Here is a 22,482-nt window from a genome sequence, read left to right as displayed (position 1 = left end):
TTAATTAAAGTGTGGGAAAATAAATTTTTGCACTACAAAAAGGGAAGCGATTGAACTGCTCACAACCGCAGCAAGCGTTTTTGTTTTTGAAGCTTCGATGTGAATATGTAAGCTAAGCAATATAAAAAGTGAATCTACTTTATTATTAAGTTGAATATTATAAATGCCTTTGTCTAAAAGAGAACTTTTATTTTGAATGCTTAAAATAGTTTCATTTTCCTTATCAACTAATTTTGTTCCACCTTTCCAGCTTGAAATTCCTTTTATTTGATATGTGGAATTCTTAAATTGATAGTTTCCGAAGATTTTATCTTTATTTAATGAATCTATCTTTTCATTATTTTTAAATATCTGGATTTCATTTTTTGATGTTCGGACAATTGAATATTCATTTTCATCTAAAATCAATCTTGGCTGCTTATTTTTCCCGTAAATTATTTTACCGATTTCAGTTGAAGTTCCATCTTTTATGAAAGTTAACTCACGGTTTTTATAAGTAGCGGTAATGTTTTTCATAATTTCAATTTAAACAAATATAAAAAAACCGCCTTACGAAAGAAGGCGGTTTTAATTATTAATTCTGACTTTATTTTTTACTTAATCATCTCAAAACTACGTTTTACAAAATTGGTGAGTTCTTCACCCTTTAGTAGGTTTTGAGATAATCGCGCTAAATCTAACGATTGTTTGATTTTGCGTTCTTGTTCTTCTGCATTTTCGGTTTTTAATATTTCAGAAATTAAATTGTTATTGGTGTTTACAACTAAATTGTACATTTCTGGCATATTACCCATTCCCATCATTCCGCCGCCGGTTTGCTGCATTTCTTTCATTCTGCGCATAAATTCCGGTTGCGTAATAATAAGTGGCGCCGCAGCACTATCCATCGCTTCTAATTGAACGGTGTATTTTTCTTTTGGAACAACTTTTTCAAAATCAGTTTTTAATTTTTCTTGTTCCTCTTCAGAAAGTTTAGAAGTTTTGTCTTCGTCTTTTTTAATTAAATTATCTACGTGATCGCTATCTACACGAACAAACGATACGTTTTCGTTAGACGATTCTAATTTTTGAATAAGATGCGGAACAATTGGCGAATCTAATAAAAGAACTTCATAACCTTTATCTTTAGCGGCTTCAATATAACTGTGCTGTTCATCTTTATTAGAAGCGTAAAGCACCACTAATTTATCGTCTTTATCGGTTTGGTTATCTTTTATTTTTTCTTTGTATTCTTCAAAAGTGAAGTATTTTTTATCTACCGTAGGATAGAGGCTGAATTTTTGTGCTTTGTCGAAAAATTTATCTTCGGTTAGCATTCCGTATTCAATCACTACTTTAATATCATCCCATTTTTGTTCAAAATCTTCGCGATTGTTGTTGAATAAAGATTTCAACTTATCAGCAACTTTACGACTAATGTAGCTTGAAATTTTCTTCACTGCGCCATCAGCTTGTAAATAAGAACGCGAAACGTTTAACGGAATATCTGGAGAATCAATTACTCCTTTTAACATGGTTAAAAATTCAGGAACAATTCCTTCTACATTATCTGTTACAAAAACTTGGTTTTGGTATAACTGAATTTTGTCTTTCTGCATTGTCATATCATTAGACAATTTCGGAAAGTATAAAATACCAGTTAAATTAAAGGGATAATCTACATTTAAGTGAATATGAAAAAGTGGTTCTTCAAATTGCATTGGGTACAATTCTCTATAGAAGCTATTGTAATCCTGCTCTTCTAAATCGGTTGGTTGTTTAGTCCAAGCCGGTTCCGGATTGTTAATGATATTATCTACCGTAACTTTTTTAGCTTCTTCATCTTCTGGGGCGTCTTCAGCTTTTGGAAGCTCTTTTTCTTTGGTTCCAAATTTTATAGGAACCGGCATAAATTTATTGTACTTGGTCAATAATTCGCTAATGCGGTTTTCTTGTAAAAACTCTTTATCATCTTCATTTATATGAAGAATAATTTCTGTTCCGCGTGTTTCTTTATTACCATCTTTTAAGGTGAATTCTGTAGTTCCTTCGCAAACCCAATGTGCAGCAGGTTCATCTTTAAAAGATTTTGTGATAATTTCAACTTTATTGGCGACCATAAAAGCTGAATAAAAACCAAGTCCGAAATGACCAATAATTCCGCTGTCTTTAGCTGAATCTTTATACTTTTCTAAAAATTCTTCAGCACCGGAAAACGCTACTTCGTTGATGTATTTTTCAACTTCTTCTTTCGTCATTCCAATTCCTTCATCAATAATATGAAGTTTACTGTTTTCCTCATCAATTTTAACTTCAATTACCGGATTGCCATACTCTACGCTGGTTTCGCCAATATTTGCTAAATGCTTTAATTTTAGAGTCGCATCGGTCGCGTTAGAAATTAATTCTCGTAAGAAAATTTCATGATCACTGTAAAGAAATTTCTTTATTAATGGGAAAATGTTCTCTACCGAAACATTAATTTTTCCTGTTGCCATATGTGTTGAATTTAATTTTTAAAATTTTAATTACTCAGTAGAAGTCAAAAAAAATACCATTTCTACTGAAATGACAAACTGACATATAAACTTTTTAGGTAATTTAAAATAAGGTATAATCATTGCTATTAATTGAGAGTAAATAATTTAACAAATTTTTGTTTAGTGTTTTTGATTTAAGATTAAACAAAATTGTATTTTTGATAAAAGATTGATTGATTATGGAAAAGCAGACTAAAAAAACAACAAAAAAATCGACTAATAAAATTACCAAGGATAAAGTGATTTCGCTGTATATGGATTATGTTTTGGAAAATGAACAAACGCCAAAATCAGTCTATAAATTTGCGAAGGCTAATAAAATGACGGAAGATCAATTCTATAATTTCTTCGGAAGTTTTGAAGGTTTACGTCAAGAAATTTGGCATCAGTTTTATCAGAAAAGTGTCGACTTGATTCATAAAGCACCAGAAACGGAAAGCTTTACCAGTCGTGAAAAAATGCTGACTTTTTTCTTCACTTTCTTTGAAATGTTAACTGTTAATAGAAGTTACGTTTTATTTACGTTACAAGAAAATCGCGATCAGTTAAAAAATTTAGCGCAATTGAAAGGTTTGCGTAAAGACATTAAAAATTTCACGAAGGATTTATTGCAAGAAGATAATGATGAAAAGCAATTAAAAATTCTTCAAAAAAATGAAACTGTTTTTTCTGAAGGCGCGTGGATTCAAACCATGTTTTTAATCAAATTTTGGATGGATGATAATTCTGCTGAATTTGAAAAAACCGATGTTGCAATTGAAAAATCAGTCAACACGATTTTTGATGTGTTTGATAATACACCGTTTGAACGCGTTATCGATTTTGGAAAATTCCTTTTTAAAGAACGAATGGCGTAGTAGATGAAATCAATCGATAAAATACCGACAGGAAAGCTTGGCCGCACCACAGAAATGATGAAAACTGGCGTAAAAATCGGTGGAAATTATTTAAAATATTACGGTAAAAAAGCCTTCAATAGCGAATTAACACGCGACGAACTTGATAAAGATAACGCTGAAGATATTTATGACGGCTTAAAAAATTTACGCGGAAGTGCTTTAAAAGTAGCGCAAATGCTCTCAATGGAAAAAAGTTTGTTGCCAAGTGCGTATGTAGAAAAATTTAGTTTAGCACAATTTAGTGTTCCGCCGCTTTCGGCGCCGTTAGTAAGAAAAACATTCAAAAAATATCATGGTGAATATCCCGAAGATTTATATGATAATTTTACAGCAAACTCTGTAAATGCGGCAAGTATAGGTCAAGTTCATAAAGCTGAAAAAGACGGTAGAAAACTTGCGGTAAAAATTCAATATCCGGGCGTTGCCGATAGTATTAGTTCAGATTTAAAAATGGTAAAACCCGTTGCCATTAAAATGTTTAATCTTCAAGGAAAAGATTCAGAAAAATATTTTAAAGAAGTTGAAGGAAAACTGCTAGAAGAAACCGATTATATTCTTGAAGTTGAACAAAGTAAATTTATTTCTGAAGCTTGTGAGAAAATTGAAAATCTAAAATTCCCGAAGTATTATAAAGATCTTTCCAGTGAGCGAATTATCACGATGGATTGGATGCAAGGAAAACATTTAAGCGAATTTGTAAAAGAAGATTTCAGTAAAGAAGATGGCGATAAAATCGGGCAAGCATTATGGGATTTTTATATGTTCCAAATGCACGAATTAAAAGCCGTTCACGCAGATCCGCATCCCGGGAATTTTTTGGTTGATGAAAAACAAAATTTAATCGCTATAGATTTTGGCTGTATAAAAAAAGTACCGGAAGATTTTTACGTTCCTTATTTTGAATTAGCGGTTCCAAAAAATATAAATAATCGTCCGTTTTTTCTTTCAAAATTAAGAGAATTAGAAATTTTACGTCCCGATGATTCTGAGCGTGAAATAGAATATTTTTCCGCTTTATTTTATGAAATGTTGAGTTTGTTTACTAGCCCGTTTCATAAAGAAAATTTTGATTTTTCAGATGAAGAATTTTGGGGTAAAATAACCGAATTAAGTGAAAAATACAGTAAAGATACCGAATTACGGAAAATGAACGGCAATAGAGGAAGCAAACATTTCCTGTATATCAACCGTACATTTTTTGGTTTATATAATTTATTGCACGACTTGAAAGCAGAAATAAAGATTAATAATTTTAGAAAGTATCTGTGATTTGATCATAGTTTTTGATTGGTTAGTAATTAAAAAAGAGCATTTTATAATGCTCTTTTTTTATGCGTGCATACTAAATTAAAAAAGTTTTCTTCCATCCAATATGCATAATATGTATATTGCTTTCAGAAAAAATAAAAAAAATGCTATATCAATCTAAAATTTCCGGTTTAGGATATTATGTTCCAGAAAATGTTGTAACAAACGAGGATCTTTCAAAAATCATGGAAACCAATGATGAATGGATTCAAGAACGTACCGGAATACAAGAACGACGACATATTAAAAAAGGCGACGGAAATTCTACGGCAATAATGGGAAAAAAAGCTGCTGAAATTGCCATAGAACGTGCCGATATTGATAAAGATGAAATCGACTTAATTGTTTTTGCAACACTAAGTCCCGATTATTATTTTCCGGGTTGTGGTGTACAGGTGCAAGAAATGTTAGACATAAAAACCTGTCCGGCGCTTGATGTGCGAAATCAATGTAGCGGATTTATTTATGGACTTTCGGTAGCCGATCAATTTGTGAAAACCGGAATGTACAAAAACGTTCTAGTGATTGGAAGTGAAAATCACAGTGGCGGTTTGGATATGACTACCCGAGGAAGAAGCGTTTCTGTAATTTTTGGAGATGGAGCAGGAGCCGCAGTTGTTAGTAGAAGTGATCATAACGGGCAAGGAATTTTATCTACACATTTACATTCTGAAGGAAAACATGCTTTAGAATTATCGTTAAAAGGACCAAGTACAATGCATTGGGTACCTGAAATTATAGCTGAAAATCCGCAAGAAGATATTCCATATTATCCTTATATGAACGGACAATTTGTTTTTAAAAATGCAATTCAGCGTTTTTCTCAAGTGATTATGGAAGGTTTACAAGAAAACGGATTAGAAGTTGCTGATATTGATATGTTAATTCCGCATCAAGCTAATTTGAGGATTTCTCAATTTATTCAGCAAAAATTTCAGTTGAAGGATGATCAGGTTTATAACAATATTCAGAAATATGGAAATACAACGGCTGCTTCAATCCCAATTGCTTTAACTGAAGCTTGGGAACAAGGTAAAATTAAAGAAGGCGATAATATTGTTCTTGCTGCTTTTGGAAGTGGTTTTACTTGGGGTAGTGCTATTTTAAGCTGGTAAATAAAAAAAGATCGCCTATTATTTAGACGATCTTTTTAATATGATGTTTTGTTAGTTTGTATTTGTTTAAAGGCTAATTCAAATAAATTATAACCAACTTCTATTAATAAGACGCATAAAATTGAAAATTGTTGCATGACTTAACAAAGTTTAACAATTTGGTAATCAGTAGTTAACATTATAAAAAAGCCCACGATTTAGTGGGCTTTTTTTCCTTGTTTTAATAAATCCTACAAAACAAGGAATAATCAACTATTAAACTATAAAAATACATCTTACTTAAAAGACGAATGTTAATTTTAAATGTTACAAAAAGTTAATCATCTTTTTTTAACCAATGATATTTGTTAGTTTGTATCACGATAAAATTATAAATATCAAATTATGAAAACACTCGTTATAGGAGCTTCTTTAAAACCAATTCGTTATTCAAACAGAGCAATTCATTCTTTAAGGAATAATGACGTTGCTACAGTTGCAATTGGTTTAAGAAAAGGAAATGTAGAAGATGTAAACATAGAAACAGAAAAATTGCCATTTAAAAATATAGATACAGTTACGTTGTATTTAAATGCAAAGCGGCAAGAAGAATATTATGATTATATTATAAGTCTTTCACCTAAAAGAGTGATTTTTAATCCGGGCACAGAAAACCCTGAACTTTATAGAATATTGAAAAAAGAAAACATACAGGTTGAAGTTGCTTGTACGCTAGTTTTACTTTCTACGAATCAATATTAATCCTATAAAAGTTATAAGCCCATTGACAATTAGTAATTCGTAATTAAAGTGATAGCCACCAAGGTATTTGGGATCTAAGTTCCCTAAAATAAACGTTAGACTAACAGAAATAAGAGCTATTAATGCAACCCATTTATCTTTGATTTTATAGTTTGTAAAAATTCCAAAAGCAAATAATCCTAATAAAGGTCCGTAGGTATAACTTGCCGCAGTTAATAATACATCAATTACGCTGCTATCCAGCAAATATTTAAAAGCAATAATTACAATTATTAGCAATATACTTATAAGAATATGAATGCGTTTACGTAAGCCTTTTTGAAGTTTTGCTTCTTTTTTTTCAATATTTAAAAAATCGACACAAAAACTTGTTGTTAAAGAAGTTAACGCACTATCTGCACTAGAATATGCAGCAGCAATTAACCCAAGAATAAAAATTATACCCAATCCTAAGCCCATATTTCCGTGAAGAGCAATCTCAGGAAAAAGTAAATCTGTTTTTTCCTTTCCATCTAATAGTGGTACTGAAATTCCGTTTTGCTCAGCATAAATAAAAAGTAGCGCTCCTAAGAATAAAAATAAAATATTTACCGGTACAAAAACAAAACTGTAAGAAAGTACATTTTTCTGTGCTTCTTTTAAGTTTTTACACGTTAAGTTTTTTTGCATCATATCTTGGTCTAAACCTGTCATACAAATGGTAATGAACATCCCTCCAAAAAATGCTTTCCAGAAGTAATTTTTTGCTAAAAAATCACCCATAAAAAATGTTTTCGTGTAAGGCTCTAATTCTTCAGCCGTAAAAAAATCAGTAAAGCTCCAGTTTAGTTCAATAGCAATAAAATAAATAGCAACAATTACAGAACCGAGCATAAATAATGTTTGTAGAGTATCAGTCCATACAATGGTTTTTATTCCGCCTCTAGCAGTATAAATCCAAATGAGTAAGATGGAAAGAATCACTGTTACAAAAAAAGGAATTCCCCAAGCTTCAAATACAAAATATTGTAAGACGGTGGCGACAAGAAATAAGCGAAAAGAGGCTCCGAGAACACGAGATATAAAAAAGAAAAAAGCGCCGGTTTTGTAACTTACTTCACCAAAGCGCTGTTCTAAATATTGATAAATGGAAGTTACATTTAAACTATAATAAATAGGAAGTAAAATAAATGCTATCACAAAATATCCTACTAAATATCCTAAAACCACTTGCATATAGCTAAAATGGGAGGCTTCTACCCAACCCGGAACCGAAATAAAAGTAACTCCAGATAATGAAGCGCCAACCATACCAAACGCAACCACATACCAAGGAGATTTTCCTTCAGCCTTAAAAAAAGCTGCATTACTATCATTTTTACCCGTAAAGTAAGAGATAAGCATAAGTATACCAAAATACAAACCAATAAGTAAAAGAATATGAATGGGTTTCATGAAATGTTGGGTTTATAAGTACAAACTTACTAATTAGTATTGTATAGGATTATAATTATTATTATAAATAATATCATTATTTTTAGTATATTATTAGGTGTGAAATTATTGTTGACATAAAGTAATAATTGTATAGCTTGTAGTTGTTATATATTAGTAGTTTTGATTTTTTGAAAAAAGTAACTAGAATGATTTATAATTTTTTTTGCTCTAACTATATTAAGTTTACTCTAATTTTTATTTTTAGTACAACTATTTTTGCACAAGAAAGTTTGCTAGATAAGGCAAATCAATCTATTTATTCTTCTCCAGATGAATCTATAAAAATAGCTAAACACTTACTCCATACAACGGAAGATGAAAAGAGTATAGAAGCGGTCAATTTAATATTAGCGAAAGCTTATTTTATAAAAGGCAATTATAATAATTCTATTGATTATGTATACAAAGTACAACAAGTAGATAAAGATTTTTACCCTAATTTATCTTTTGAAGCATATTTATTAAAATCTACTTTGTCTCATTTACTATATTTAGATGCTCAAGCAGACATATATTTTTTAAAAGCCGATAAGCTTTTCCACGAACACTCAATTAGTGATTCTACTCAAACACTTGATTTTAAGTTGTCACTTTTTAAAATAAATAAAGAGATTGAAAGACAACAAAATGAAAAGGCTTTAAAGTCATTAGACAGTTTGTCTAACAACAATAATGAATTTAAAAAAAATATAAACTTTTATTACTTTAAAGGGAAAGCATTAAATAATTTAAACGCATACAACTTAGCTGAATTAAATCTTGATAAAGCACTAGAACTAAATGAAGATCAAGCCATGCCTAATACTTTTATTAAGGTGAAAATTTTATTAGAATTAGCCGATCTTTATTTAAAAACTAAAAAAAACTTTCTTTCTGAAGAAGTTTTAATAAAAGCACTTTCCGAAGTAAAAAAAATAGATAATAACCGTTTGCGTAAGAATATTTATAAATATTTATCATCAAATTATTTAGTAATAGGTAATAAAGAAAATCATAAAAAATACAATAATAAATTTTTAAAATTCGATGAAATTGTAGAAAATCAAGAGCTTGAAGCGGTTAATAAACTTTATAATATTGTAGTAAATCAACAAGAGGAAAACTTAACTTTTAAAAAAAACACTTTTTTTAGGTATAAATATGTAGCAATTATAATTGTACTCTCAATTATTACTATTTGTATGTTTTTTTGGTATAAATCTTTCGAAGAAAAGCGACATTACAAATCAATTATAAATTATATAGAAGTGAGTAGAGATATTTTTAGTAAAAATACGCTCCCCAATAAAGTTAAAATAAAGTCTAAGCCTAAAAAAATTATTATTCCAAAAGAAACGGAAAAAATAATCTTAAAAAAATTGAAAAAATTTGAGAACTCAACAAAATTCACCTCTAAAGAAATGTCTTTGGCAGCATTGGCTTCTCAATTTGATACCAACACAAAATACCTGTCAGAAATCATTAATAGACATTACGGTGATAATTTTAATACTTTCATTAATAAACTAAGAATAAAATTTATTATAGAAAAATTGAGGACAGATCCTAATTATAAAAACTATAAAATTAGTTTTCTTGCTGAAAATAGCGGTTTTTCCTCCCATAGTAGTTTTGCTACAGTTTTTAAATCTATTGTTAATATGACACCCGCTACATTTATTAATTTGCTAAAGAAAGAGTTAGATAATGAAAAGTATTAATATATTGAAAAACATCTTACTTTTTACAATTCTGTTTTTTTTCGGTATATATTCTACAGAAGGAAAAGAAAATAAACTATTTCAAAATGTAAAACAGAAAGATAGTTCATTAATTAATGGGTCTAGATTTATTTACGATGATCCTGAAAAAGCTATTGAAATTGGTTTAGATGTTTTTAATTCTAAAAATGCTAGTAATAAGCAAAAAGCAAAAAGTTTGATATTAGTTGCTACAGCTTATTCTTCTAAAAGGGATTATCAGCACGCATTATTTTATTTAACAAAAGCCAATAAAATCGCTAAAAATATAGATGACCCTGTAATTAAGATAAATATAATAACCAAATTAGGAGAGTTATATCACCAATTAAAAGTATACGATAAAGCTATCCGTTTTCTCGATAAAGCAGAAAAAATGTCTGTGCCTTATCAAAATGCAGACGGAATACAATATACATTAGCAGATAATTATATTATTAAAGGTTTCATTTATAAAAATCAGTTAAATTGTGAAATAGCTATTAGTTATTTTAATAAAGGAATAAATAAGTATATAATAGTCAATGGTCAAGAAAAAATAGGAAATATCAGTATAGCAGAATACAACAAAGGTAATTGTTATATTTTACTATTAAATTATTCTGAAGCTATTAAAAGTTTTAGAAAATCAATAGAAGTTGCAAAAGAAGCAAATGCTAATAGTTTAGAGGCTTTTGCTTTAAAAGGTTTAGCAGAAGTATATACGCTTCAAGGAAAATATAAAGAGTCTATAAAATTATTGACAAAAGCACTGAATATTTCAAGAAAAGTTGGTGATTTAGTGTTAGATCAAGCAATTTATAAAGGATTGTCGGATAATTATTTAGGACTAAATAAATGGGCTTTATATAAAAAATATAATAAGCTGTATTTAAATATTCAGTTTCAAGTAAAAATGTCTGAAAGAGAATCTATTAGTAGTTCTATTTCTGATTTATATATAGATGCACAAAAAAAAATTGATTTAGAAAAATCTAAACTAAATTTTTTTTTGCTTATAACATCTCTATTTTCTCTAATCGTTTTATTGTTTTTGTTTTTAACTATCAAAAAGAATAAAAAACAAACTAAATTCTATAAAAAAACAATTGAAAAACTTCAAAAATAAAGAATTTAATTTTTTATTAATAATTTGTTTAATTATTTCATTTTCAAGTTTTTAATTTTTTTTTACTCTTTCGAATTTCAGGAAAACGAAAAGATAGTTTTATTTTTACGTTAAAGTTTATTCGTAAGTTTAAGAAATTAATTTAAACATGAAAATATGAAGTACAAATTACATTTAATTAAAGTAATAAAATATCTTTTATTACGGTCTAAACTATTTTCGGGAAGTTTCGAGAATGTAAATTTAGGTAAGCGACCAATTGTAGCTTCTTTGCTTTTCTTTCATTTTTGCTTTTTTCTGTTAATGCTAATGCACAATTAGCAACAGAAGATTTTGAAGGAGGAATTCCAACCGATTGGTCAATTGTTGGGAATGCTAATGCTGTAAGTACTTGGAATACTACAACTGATGGGTATTTAAATTCAAATGCGGTTGAGGTAGATCCAAGCTTAGATAATGTAGGTGACGGAATTACAGCTGAATACTATTTAGTTACACCATTATTTACAACTCCTGAAAACGGAGAAATACGTTTTTTTACTAAACAAGGAAGTGCTGCAGACGAAGGTACAGAATACCAAGTTAAGATATCAACAGCCGATCAACCTGATATTAATGGATTTAATATTGTATTAGATTCTTGGACAGAGTCTGAGTTAAATAGCGGTTCTCAAACGGAGTACGAAGAAAAAGTCGTAGAGATTCCGGAAGGTATAGCCGCAGGGATAGATATTTATATCGCTTTTGTAGCCGTAAATACACAATCAGGAGCTGCACCAACAGGAGATTCTTGGTTTGTAGATAATGTTAGAGTAATAGAAGGTTGTACAGATGTTTTAGAAGAAAATGTTACTGTTAGTGATGTGTCAGCAGTAAGTGCTACGGCAAATTGGTCACACGATACAGCAACTAATTTTGAAGTTCAAGTTGTAGAATCAGGAATAACACCTGCAGCAACAGGAACAGAAGTTTCAGAGACGAGTTATACATTCAACAATTTGTCAGCAGAGACAGAATACGATATTTACATAAAAACACTTTGTGATAATGACACTTCGAGTGGTTTTGCAGGTCCTTTTTCTTTTACAACAGGTATAGAGGGGACAACTTGTGAAACAGCAATAGAGGTACCTGATGTTTTTAACTCAGGTAATTATGTATTAGAGGATAATTTAAGTAACTATTTTAATGAAGATATAGAGTATGACACTCAAGGTACAGGGTGTTTAAGTCAAAGTACAAATTATTTAAATGGAGATCAAGCATTTTTGACCTACACAGCTTCAGAGAGTGGGTTGATAACAATAAATCAATCGGTTTTGGGATATGCTCCTGGAGAAGGTGATGGTAATTGCTTTAATTCAAATACGGCTGTTTTAATTTATAATAGTTGTTCAGATGTAGGGGTAGGTTGTTTAGATGCGTTAAGTACTTCTTCGTCAAACTTAGAAGCTCAGATTTCTAATTTTTATGTCGAATCAGGAGAAACTTACATTATTGTAATTTCATCAGAATTACAGCCAGAAGCCGGTATTTGCTTTACTTTAGAAATAGAGGGTTCTTCATGCGCAGCTCCAGCTCCTTCAGCAGTTACTTATGGAGGCTTAACACAAACTAGTGTAGAATTTTCTTGGAATAATCCTGGAGGATTAGCAGATTCTTGGGAATATGCAGTTGTGTCTACTGGAGATGGAGAGCCTACTACAGGAATAACTTCAACTAGTACAAATTTAGATAACCCGGTAACAGGTTTAACCGCAGAAACTACATATGATTTGTATATACGTTCAACCTGTGATACTTCTACAGGAAACTGGGGTGATCCTTACACCTTTACAACTCAATGTGATATTTTTTCTACACCATATTTTGAAGATTTTAATGAAGGAACTAATTCAAATCCAGTTCCTTGTTGGTATGTGATTGATGCAAATAATGATGGAGAAACCTGGGGGTATTTAGGAGGGAATCCAAGTCTAAGACTTAATAGTGTAGATGATGAAAGCGATGATTATTTCATATCTCCAACAATCGATGTTTCTGGAGCTCAAAAAAGATTGCGTTTTAAATATAGAACTTATAATGGAGTAGGAGATGTTCCGTTAGAAATTTTAGTTTCGGATACAGGAGTTAGTGTTGATGATTTTGATACAGCTTTAGTTCCAGAACAGGTTTTTAATACGGATGGAGATTATTTAGAAATGATAGTAGTAATCCCAACTTCTATTACTGGCAATGTTAATTTTGCTTGGCATGTTCCACCTAACGCAGGGGAAGATGCGACTCGAATTTATCTTAATGATGTTTATGTAGAAGATCAACCTGCTTGTCCAAACCCTATATCGCCAATGGTTGATGGTGTGACAACGACGACAGTTGATGTTTCTTGGACGCAAGGTTATGAAGAGACACAATGGGAAGTTTTTGTACAAGAACAAGGAGGGGAAGCGCCAACTGACGCAGATTCGGGTGAATTGGCAGATTCTAATCCATATACGGTTTCAGACTTAGAACCAGCTACACAATATGAATATTATGTGCGTGCTTATTGTAACGATAGTGAGCAAAGTGAATGGGTAGGTCCAATAAACTTCTTTACAGATTGTAATGCGTATGATTTACCTTTTTACGAAAGCTTTAATGATACCGATCCTGACACTCAAAAATATTGCTGGGAAATTTTAGATAATAATAGTGATAACTTTACTTATACAATTAATGCTGAATCTACTGTAATTCAAGGTGGCTTTTTTGGGTCACCACCAAGTGATGAATATTTGATTTCTCCAGCTATAAATATGGATGGAACCAAATTACTTAAGTTTAAGTATAGAGCGTTTTATAATATCATTCAGGGTAGTGCTAACTCGAACTTGACAATATTAATGTCTACTACTGATACAGATCCATCAAGTTTTACAGAGCTAGAGCCTTTGTTTAACATTACAAATACTGAAGATTTAGAGAAAGAAATTTATGTGAATGCTAATGGACCAGTTTATTTTGCTTTTTATATTGCAAATGTTGGAACTGGAGTAAATATAGATGACGTAGAAATTATTGACGCTCCTGATTGTCCGAGCCCAACTGAATTATTAGTGGATAATGTAGGTCTAGATACTGCTGAGTTAGCTTGGCAAACTGGATTTCAAGAAACAGAATGGAATGTTTCTGTCCAACCTGAAGGTAGTGGAGCTCCATCAATTACAGGTTCAGCAACGAGTACCAATTATATCGTTTCTGATTTAGCTCCAGATACAATTTATGAAGCTTATGTACAAGCTGCTTGTGAAGGTGGAGAAAGTGAATGGATAGGTCCAGTTAGTTTTAGAACTTTATGTACAGCTTTTGACACCCCTTTCTTTGAAGGTTTTGAAGCTGATTCTGAATCTGAAGGTTGTTGGAGAATATTTAATGAAAATGATGATCAACATACTTGGAATACTACCAGTTTAATTTATCCTTTTGAGGGGAATGAATCTGCAGGAATGTTTACCGGCTCAAACGGTAATAACTTAGATTATTTAGTTTCTCCAACTATAACGATTACAGAGGGACAACGCTTACGCTATTATTATAAAGTAAATGATAGTTTCTTTACAGAAGATTTGGAAGTATTATTATCAACCAATGGAATTGAATTATCCGAGTTTACAACCGTACTTTATGATTCGGATGATGATCCTGTTATTTTAAATAACGAAGAATATAAAGAGAAAGTAATTAATTTCCCAGCAGGGGTTTCAGGAGAAGTAAATATTGCTTTCCACGTACCGTACTTCCCTAGTACAGGAACATATAGAGGCCAATCTTTGTTTATCGATAATTTTATTATAGAAGATATTCCTAATTGTCCAAAACCTTCAAATATCTCATTAACAAATATTACTGATACAGAAGTTGAAGTATCTTGGGAAACCAATGGTGGTGAAACTGACTGGGAAATAGCAGTACTGCCCTATGAAGAAGATGTGCCTATAGGTGATGTAGCGGATGAGTATTTGTATGAAACCGGTACAAACCCATATACAGTTACTGGATTAGATCCGTCTACAAAATATGAAATTTATGTTAGAGCTGTTTGTGGAGATGATATAAACTCAGAATGGCTTGGTGTTGGAGAGTTGACTACGCAATGTAGCTTTGAAAATTTATGCAATTATACATTCGTTTTAACTAGTGATACCAGTCTTTCTTCTGAGTTAATATTAACTCAGAATAATCAGGCAGTGCAGACTTTACCTTTTAATGGCGAAGATTCAGAAGAATTTAATGTGTTATTATGTTCTGGTATTGAGTTTTCCTTATATTTTGATACAGTGGGTTCTCATGCACCTCAATATGCTAATTATCAATTTGATATTTTAGATGAGGAAGATAATGTTGTTTACTCAAGTCCAACAGGTTTAACGCCACTTACAACTGTTTATACAGGAGTTTCCACTTGCGGAGACCTTGCTTGTCCTCAACCTACAGATTTGTCGATAAATGAGAATATGGAGTTTTCATGGACTCCAGTTGGAGACGAAACTGAATGGGAGGTTTCTATACAGCCTATAGGAAATGGTACATTACCACAATCAGGAACAATAGTGTCTACAACGAGTTATACACCAGATGCAGCTGATTTTATTGACCAAAATACTGCTACATATGAATATTTTGTAAGAGCAATTTGTGGAGAAGGAGAAGAAAGCTATTGGTCTGGTCCTTTTGAATTTGTTAGAAATGATGATTCTTCAACAGAGCTTATCTTACCTATTAATGAAACTAATAGTTGTGTAAACTCAGTAACAGATGTTTCTTTTAGAAATGCTTCGGTTTCAGGAGAGACAATCTCATGTGATGTGACAAATCAAGCAGATATTTGGTTTAATTTCGAAGCTATTTCAGAAGTTCATATCATTGAAGCGAATGGTTTTACAGGGAACTTCTATTATACTTCTGGAGAAGAACCTTATCCAGATATGACTATGACCTTATATAAGGTGAACGAAGATGAAAGTTTAACAGAAGTTAAGTGTAGTAGAAGTAATGTTATTGTAGCTTCATACTCTTCTGAGCTTGTTATCGGAGATAGTTATAAAGTAAGATTAACGTTAAACTCTCCTGAATTAAGTACAAGAATGTTTAGTTTATGTGCAACAACGCCTGAAGATCTATGTACATTTAATGCTGTTAATTATGATTTTGAGCAGCCTCCTTTAAATCAATTTAGTGGAGTAACCAGTATTTCTACACCATTGGTTATACCAGGGTGGCGTCAAAATATGGAAACAGATGAAGCAAATGCAGTATTTTTATGGGAGTCATTAAATGCTCCTGGGTTTGATGCATATTCAGGTGCACAATGTATTCAACTTATTTCTGATGATGCTTCCCTTTATGATGAAGATAGCCCAAGAGGTCTTTTTAAAGACTTTGATAGCTCAGAAATTACTGCTTTTGACTATAGTTTTGCTACTAGAGGAAGGTCTGAGGGTAATACCATTCAATTATTTGCAGGACCACCTGAAGGGCCTTACACTTTAATTGCAGAAGAATCATCCGTTGGAGCTTGGACTGTTTATACCGGTACTTATCAAGTTCCGGGTGGTCAAGAACAAACTCGCTTTTTATTTAGAGCAAAGGATTATGGTATAGGTAATTTGTTAGATGCAGCTAATTTTATTCCTAATAATCGTATCGAAACTGATGATTTTATGATAGATTGTTCTATGCAATCAATAGATGTTGAAGCCAATGGTTTAGGAGTTTGGGAGTCTTCAGAGGATAATCCAGGTCCTGTTTTAATTTCGGATTCAGAATCAAATGAGATTACGATATCTGATTTTACGGTACCTGGTAATTATACATTTTATTGGAGAACCCGTTATTGTGAAGATGAGATCGTAGTAGAGTACGAAGGCATATCAGAAGTTCCAATCATAGACTCACCAGTTGAGTATTGTTTAGATGAACCAACTGTAGCTTTAAGTGCAACGGCTCAAGGCGATTTTGATTTACTTTGGTTTACAGAAGAAGTTGGTGGTGAAGGAAGCGCAACAGCACCTACACCAGACGCTTCATCTGTAGGAGAAACGAGTTACTATGTAAGTCATGTTGATTCTAATGGCTGTAAAGGGCCTCGCGTAGAGATAGTAGTTGTGGTTAATGATGTAACTGATCCTGTAGTAGAGTTTAGTTATGCAGAGACTTGTATTAATGCCGCTAATAATCCATTACCAGATTTAGTAGAAGATTTCTTTGAAGGTGGAACATTTAGTTCTACAGGTTTATCAGTAGATCCTGTTACTGGAGAAATTGATTTGTCTTCTGCAACGTTTGGTGCTTATGAGGTTACTTATGAGGTAGAAGAAGATTTAGAGAATTGTATTTTAGCATCGAGCTATACAGCTGATGTTATATTAAATCCATCTACACCTGTAGTGACAGATTTTGCATATTCTAATACAGTTTACTGTAGCAATAGTGAAGAGGTCTTACCAGAATTAGGAGAAGACTTTAGTTTAGAAGGCGAGTTTAGTTCTTCAGAAGGCTTGTCATTAGATTCTTCTACCGGCGCAATAGACTTTAATTCTAGCGCAGTAGGCGATTATACAATAATCTATACAGTAGAGGAAGACCTTTCTATTTGTCAACAAGGTTCTAGTAGTAGCTTTGCTTTGTCGATAGAGGCAAGTTCTTCAATAGAGATTTTAGAAGAATGTTCAGATAATGATTTAGTATTGATAGCTAATCCAATAGAAGCAGGAGTTAATGCTTCAAGCTTAAGTTATCAGTGGCAGACTTCTTCAGGAGATCTTGTAGGGAATAACTCAGAAGAGTTTAATGTATCTGATTATTTAGCACAAAATTCTTCTTTAAGTTTACCGATGTCATTTATAGTAGTTGTAGGAGATAATGTATGTTCTACAGAGGCTGGCATTACGGTAGAGAGTATTTCTTGTGGCGAGATACCAAGAGGGATATCGCCTAATGGAGATGGTAAGAATGATAGTTTTGATTTGAGTAATTTAGGAGTTCGCTCGATTTCTATTTATAATCGTTATGGAAGAGAGGTTTATAGTAAGTCTAATTATACTAACGAATGGTATGGTCAGTCAAGTAACCAAAATGAACTTCCAGATGGAACTTATTACTATAGCCTTCAAAAGAACGACGGTCAAGTTGTAACAGGTTGGGTATACGTAAATAGAGAATATTAATAAGAAATATATAAAGCAGTCTTCGTAAAGTGGACTGCTTTATTTTATAAACTAAAATATAGAAATGAAAAAAATATATATAGCACTTGCTTTTATCGTGTTTTTTTTAGGGACAGCAAAAGCACAGCAAGATCCTCATTATACACAATATATGTATAATATGAATGTGATAAATCCAGCTTACGCAGGATCTAAAGAGAGCTTATCGATAGGTCTTTTGTACCGTGCACAATGGGTAGGTTTAGATGGGGCGCCAAAGACCGCAACGTTGTCAGCACATAGTCCTGTAGGGAACAATGTAGGTTTAGGTTTATCAGCAGTATCTGATAAGGCTGGACCTGTAGAGGAGAACAATGTTTACGCAGATTTTTCTTATACCTTGAAATTAGGAGGAGAACATAAATTAGCTTTTGGTATAAAAGCAGGAGCTACTTTTCAGGATGTAGGATTATTTAGTGATATAGGGAATGGCTTTGTTCCTGATCAAAATGATGTAGCTTTTCAAGAGAACAGTAATAATACTTACTTAAATTTTGGAGCTGGTTTTTTCTATTATACAGATAAATATTATGTAGCGTTGTCTGTTCCTAATATGTTAAATAGCAAGCATTTAGATTTGACTGAAAATGGTGAAGAATATGAATTTGGATCAGAGACACAGCACTATTTTTTAACAGGGGGGTATGTTTTTGATCTTTCAGAAAACACAAAATTTAAGCCTTCGTTTATGTTGAAATCAGCTTTTAAAGCACCTGTTTCTTTAGATTTATCAGCAAATTTTTTATTTTATGAGCGTTTTGAGGTAGGAGCCTCTTATCGATTAGACGATTCTGTAGGAGCATTGGCTAATTTTGCTGTATTACCAAATTTACGAATAGGCTATGCCTATGATTATATTACATCAAATTTAGATGCAGGAACTTCTTCTTCTCATGAAGTAATGCTATTGTTTGATTTAAATGTACCAAAGAAAGTATCTGTATCGCCTAGATTCTTTTAAAGCTTAAAAAAACTAATATGAAAAAAATAAATATTTTACTTGGCGCTTTTTTATTGACTTGTTCAATGGGGTATAGCCAAACAAAAAAGACAGAAAAGGCTGATGAGCTTTTTGATACTTATCAATATATATCCGCTATAGATAAGTATATGGAATTAGTAGAAGACGGAGAAGCAACTGCTTATGTGTATAAGCAATTGGGGGATAGTTACTATAAAATTTTTAATACAGCAGAGGCAGAAAAGTGGTATGCTAAGGCGGTAATGAATGATCAAGATGCGGAGACGTATTATAGATATGCACAGGTTTTAAAATCTCAAGGAGAATATGAAAAAGCTAACGCACAAATGGATGTTTTTTCAAGAAAGCGCCCAGAAGATTCTAGAGCTAAGGCACACTTGCAAAACCCAAATTATATACCTTCCTTGGCAGATAAGGAGGAAAATTTTACAGTAAGTCCTGTAGAATTTAGTAGTTCAGAGTATAGTGATTTTGGTCCAGTAGTAACTAATACCAATTAGTTGTATTTTGTTAGTACAAGAAATAAGAGTAATAAAAATGATAAGTGGTCTAATCAGCCTTATTTAGATATTTATAAGGTTAACTTAGGAGAAAAAGAACCAACAGAAGTTAAAGGTTTAAACACAAAATATCATGATGGTCCCGTAGCTGTAAGTTCAGATGCAACAATGATGATTTTCTCTAGAGACGGTCATAAACAAGGCTTATATAAGGAAGGTCAAAAGCGAGTTAAAGTAGCTCAGCAAGGTTTGTATTTAGCCAAGAAGGTAGAAGGTAAATGGGAATATGTAAAGCCACTTTCAATAAACAGTTCAAATTATTCGGTAAGTCACCCATCAATAAGTTCAGATGGGAAAACGCTATATTTTTCTTCCGATATGCCAGGAGGTTTTGGTGATACAGATATTTGGAAGGCAAGTTTAGATGGAGCTACAGTAGGTACTCCAGAAAACTTAGGAGCTTCAGTAAACACACCAGCAAAAGAAGGTTTTCCATCAATTGAAGAGGATATTTTATATTTTTCAACCAATGGAATGCAAGGTTTAGGAGGTTTTGATGTTTATAAGAAAGATCTAACTAAGACTTCAGCTGCTGTAAATTTAGGAAGACCTGTAAATACTAATAAAGATGATTTTTCGTTTAGTATGAAAGCTGGTGCAGATTTTGGTTATTTTGCCTCTAATAGAAGTGGAGTAGATAATATTTACAAAGCTTTAGCAATATGTAAGTCAGAAGTTATAGCAGTTGTAAAAAATAGTGAGACTGGGAAAAAGTTATCTGAAGTTGTTATAACTATAACAGATGCTATGGGGAATACATTAGGAACAGAATCTTCAGATGTAAATGGAGAAGTATCTTTTGCTATTAATTGTGAAACAGCTTATATGTTAGTAGCATCGGCAGATTCTTATAAGACACTTGAAGTTCAAGTAAGTCCAACAACAGCGTCTAGTGTAGAGGAAGAATTATTGCTGTCTCCTGTAAATGAAATGATCACAGAGAAAGAAGTGAAATTAGATAATATCTATTTTGAGTTTGATAAAAGTTTTATAACCGAGCGAGGATCCAAAGAATTGGATAAGTTAGTAAAGATAATGAAAGACAATCCTTCGATGCATATTTTGGTAAAATCACATACAGATTCAAAGGGAAATGCCTCTTATAATTTGAAGTTATCAGAAGAAAGAGCGCAGTCAACTGTACAGTATTTAATATCAAAGGGAATAGCTAAAGATCGTCTTTCTGGCAAAGGTATGGGAAGTACGGATCTAAAAATAGATTGTACACCTAATTGTACCGATGAAGAAAATGCAAAAAATAGAAGATCAGAATTTATAATAGTGAAAAAGTAATACTGATTTTATAATTTAATTCAAATTTTTGAAATAGTCAATCATCTAAATTTTTTTAGATGATTGACTATTAAAGCTTATTAGAGTATGAAAAAAATATTGATTTCAAGCTTATTTTTATGTTTAAGTATGTTATTGAATGCACAAGAAGAACCTAATGATTGTGTAAATGCTATAACTATATGTGGAAACGGAACTTTTAGTTCAAATGCAAATGGACCTGGAGATATTCAGGAAGTGGCAGGATGTAGTAGTTTTGAACATAATTCTTTATGGCTTGAAGTTAATATTGTTCAAGATGGTACTTTAGGTTTTAATTTAATTCCTAATGATCCAGATATTAATGTTGATTATGATTTTTGGGTATATGGCCCCGATAGTACGTGTGACGATTTGGGAAACCCTATTAGATGTAATACAACAAACCCTCTAGCAGCAGGCTTACCAGATAATCATACTGGTATGGATGGCTCTACTTTGACAACCCAAGGTGGTCCAGGTGCAGATGGTACAGGTTATGTTAGATGGTTAGATGTTCAAGAAGATGAAAAATATTATATTGTACTAGATAGACCAATAGGAGAAGGAGGTTTTGATATTGAATGGTTTGGAACAGCAACCGATAACGATGGAGCATTTCCTGTCCCTCCAGAAGCTAATTCAATTGAAAGTTTAAAAACGTGTAGTTCAAATTCAGAAGTAGGTATATTCAATTTAGACGATGCTAGATCTGACATAAATTCCGATTCTGCTAATAATACTATTGAATTTTACCAAACTTTAGCTGATGCAGTAGATAGAGTTAATTCTTTACCTGATTTGTATTCTAACTCAGAAAATCCAGAATTAATTTATGCTACTGTTGTAGATAATACGTCAGGTTGCTCCAGTATTACAGAGTTCAATCTTGAAGTATTTCCTGTTCCTGATGCAAGTATTTCTGTTTCTAATAATGTTGTATGTGCGGGTGAAGAAGTAACGTATACTTTTAGTGGAACTCCAGGTGCATCTGTAACATATTCTATTAATAACAACCCTGTTGAAAGCATTTTATTAGATGATTCAGGAGAAGCAACCCTGATTAATACAATCAATCAAGAGACAATTATTGAGGTGTTGAATGCGAGTATTTTAGGAGAAAGCGGAAATGTTATTTGTACACAAACTATTGCTGAAGAATTAACGATATCAACAGCTGTTTTTTCTATAGGAGCTCTTTCTGACCTTACCGAATGCGATCCGGAGAATGATGATGTTACAGAATTTGATTTAACCGAGAATGACGCTGCGGCATTAGATGGTTTAGCTTCTGATGAATATACGGTAAGTTATTACGAGAGTCAAGCATTAGCTGATGCGGGAGACACACCAATAGGGACTCCTACTGCCTATGAAAACACTTTAGCAAACCCGCAAGAGATCTTTGTTCGTGTAGAAAATAATGAAAGCCCAAACTGCTATGCAGCGGATAACAGCTTTTTCATAGAAGCGATTC

General features: G+C 32.0%; 13 protein-coding genes and 1 pseudogene. 11 read left to right on the top strand and 3 right to left on the bottom strand.

Going from position 1 to position 22,482, the window contains the following annotated elements; all coding sequences use genetic code 11:
* Both D9R05_RS15100 and htpG read right to left on the bottom strand, forming a co-directional pair.
* Nucleotides 1-516, bottom strand: coding sequence for a hypothetical protein (locus D9R05_RS15100; protein WP_121668066.1), 516 nt, complete (start codon nt 514-516; stop codon nt 1-3).
* Nucleotides 517-593: 77 nt separating this feature from the next.
* Nucleotides 594-2,477, bottom strand: coding sequence for a molecular chaperone HtpG (htpG, locus tag D9R05_RS15095; protein WP_121668065.1), 1,884 nt, complete (start codon nt 2,475-2,477; stop codon nt 594-596).
* 221 nt (nt 2,478-2,698) lie between these two features.
* Here htpG and D9R05_RS15090 point away from each other — a divergent pair, with 221 nt between their 5' ends.
* The 4 genes from D9R05_RS15090 (at nt 2,699) to D9R05_RS15075 (ending at nt 6,582) form a co-directional block, all read left to right on the top strand.
* Nucleotides 2,699-3,376, top strand: coding sequence for a TetR family transcriptional regulator C-terminal domain-containing protein (locus D9R05_RS15090; protein ID WP_121668064.1), 678 nt, complete (start codon nt 2,699-2,701; stop codon nt 3,374-3,376).
* A gap of 3 nt (nt 3,377-3,379) precedes the next feature.
* Nucleotides 3,380-4,687: an ABC1 kinase family protein gene (locus tag D9R05_RS15085; protein WP_121668063.1), complete on the top strand. Its 1,308-nt coding sequence runs from the start codon at nt 3,380-3,382 to the stop codon at nt 4,685-4,687.
* A gap of 143 nt (nt 4,688-4,830) precedes the next feature.
* The gene (locus D9R05_RS15080) at nt 4,831-5,841 is read left to right on the top strand and encodes a 3-oxoacyl-ACP synthase III family protein (RefSeq protein WP_121668076.1); all 1,011 of its coding nucleotides are present in this window, start codon (nt 4,831-4,833) and stop codon (nt 5,839-5,841) included.
* A gap of 384 nt (nt 5,842-6,225) precedes the next feature.
* A complete protein-coding gene (locus D9R05_RS15075; protein WP_121668062.1) occupies nt 6,226-6,582 on the top strand; it encodes a CoA-binding protein in 357 nt (118 codons plus the stop codon).
* On the opposite strand, the gene D9R05_RS15070 is transcribed toward D9R05_RS15075, so the two are convergent.
* Entirely contained in the window at nt 6,559-8,016 is a 1,458-nt protein-coding gene (locus D9R05_RS15070) for a sodium:solute symporter (protein WP_121668061.1), read from the bottom strand. The two genes, D9R05_RS15075 and D9R05_RS15070, sit on opposite strands and share 24 nt — an antisense overlap.
* 188 nt (nt 8,017-8,204) lie before the next feature.
* Here D9R05_RS15070 and D9R05_RS15065 point away from each other — a divergent pair, with 188 nt between their 5' ends.
* The 7 genes and pseudogenes from D9R05_RS15065 to D9R05_RS15035 form a co-directional block, all read left to right on the top strand.
* Entirely contained in the window at nt 8,205-9,758 is a 1,554-nt protein-coding gene (locus D9R05_RS15065) for a helix-turn-helix domain-containing protein (RefSeq protein ID WP_121668060.1), read from the top strand.
* Nucleotides 9,745-10,905, top strand: a complete 1,161-nt coding sequence (locus tag D9R05_RS15060; RefSeq protein WP_121668059.1) for a tetratricopeptide repeat protein — start codon at nt 9,745-9,747, stop codon at nt 10,903-10,905. Before D9R05_RS15065 ends, D9R05_RS15060 begins: the two co-directional genes overlap by 14 nt.
* Before the next feature lie 287 nt (nt 10,906-11,192).
* Nucleotides 11,193-18,113 carry a choice-of-anchor J domain-containing protein gene (locus D9R05_RS15055; protein ID WP_121668058.1) on the top strand — a complete coding sequence of 2,307 codons (6,921 nt, stop codon included), beginning with the start codon at nt 11,193-11,195 and terminating at the stop codon, nt 18,111-18,113.
* A 64-nt stretch (nt 18,114-18,177) separates the two neighbouring features.
* Nucleotides 18,178-19,113: a PorP/SprF family type IX secretion system membrane protein gene (locus D9R05_RS15050; protein ID WP_121668057.1), complete on the top strand. Its 936-nt coding sequence runs from the start codon at nt 18,178-18,180 to the stop codon at nt 19,111-19,113.
* A gap of 17 nt (nt 19,114-19,130) precedes the next feature.
* On the top strand, nt 19,131-19,634 hold the full coding sequence (locus D9R05_RS15045) for a tetratricopeptide repeat protein (RefSeq protein ID WP_121668056.1): 504 nt from the start codon (nt 19,131-19,133) through the stop codon (nt 19,632-19,634).
* Nucleotides 19,635-20,987 carry an OmpA family protein gene (locus D9R05_RS15040; protein ID WP_121668055.1) on the top strand — a complete coding sequence of 451 codons (1,353 nt, stop codon included), beginning with the start codon at nt 19,635-19,637 and terminating at the stop codon, nt 20,985-20,987.
* An 87-nt stretch (nt 20,988-21,074) separates the two neighbouring features.
* A pseudogene (locus D9R05_RS15035) lies at nt 21,075-22,482 on the top strand (hypothetical protein); the annotation flags it as partial.

Origin of the sequence: Mesonia aquimarina (assembly GCF_003667275.1) — a bacterium.
In the GTDB taxonomy this organism is placed as follows: Bacteria; Bacteroidota; Bacteroidia; order Flavobacteriales; family Flavobacteriaceae; genus Mesonia; species Mesonia aquimarina.
Note: the sequence above shows the minus strand (reverse complement) of the source record. Positions and strands in the feature narration are given on the sequence as shown.

Bases quoted from the DNA above. Each gene is read 5' to 3' on its own strand.
- D9R05_RS15050 (WP_121668057.1), top strand. From the start codon at position 18,178: ATGAAAAAAATATATATAGCACTTGCTTTTATCGTGTTTTTTTTAGGG.
- htpG (WP_121668065.1), bottom strand. From the start codon at position 2,477: ATGGCAACAGGAAAAATTAATGTTTCGGTAGAGAACATTTTCCCATTA.
- D9R05_RS15060 (WP_121668059.1), top strand. From the start codon at position 9,745: ATGAAAAGTATTAATATATTGAAAAACATCTTACTTTTTACAATTCTG.
- D9R05_RS15065 (WP_121668060.1), top strand. From the start codon at position 8,205: ATGATTTATAATTTTTTTTGCTCTAACTATATTAAGTTTACTCTAATT.
- D9R05_RS15090 (WP_121668064.1), top strand. From the start codon at position 2,699: ATGGAAAAGCAGACTAAAAAAACAACAAAAAAATCGACTAATAAAATT.
- D9R05_RS15085 (WP_121668063.1), top strand. From the start codon at position 3,380: ATGAAATCAATCGATAAAATACCGACAGGAAAGCTTGGCCGCACCACA.
- D9R05_RS15070 (WP_121668061.1), bottom strand. From the start codon at position 8,016: ATGAAACCCATTCATATTCTTTTACTTATTGGTTTGTATTTTGGTATA.
- D9R05_RS15100 (WP_121668066.1), bottom strand. From the start codon at position 516: ATGAAAAACATTACCGCTACTTATAAAAACCGTGAGTTAACTTTCATA.
- D9R05_RS15045 (WP_121668056.1), top strand. From the start codon at position 19,131: ATGAAAAAAATAAATATTTTACTTGGCGCTTTTTTATTGACTTGTTCA.
- D9R05_RS15075 (WP_121668062.1), top strand. From the start codon at position 6,226: ATGAAAACACTCGTTATAGGAGCTTCTTTAAAACCAATTCGTTATTCA.
- D9R05_RS15080 (WP_121668076.1), top strand. From the start codon at position 4,831: ATGCTATATCAATCTAAAATTTCCGGTTTAGGATATTATGTTCCAGAA.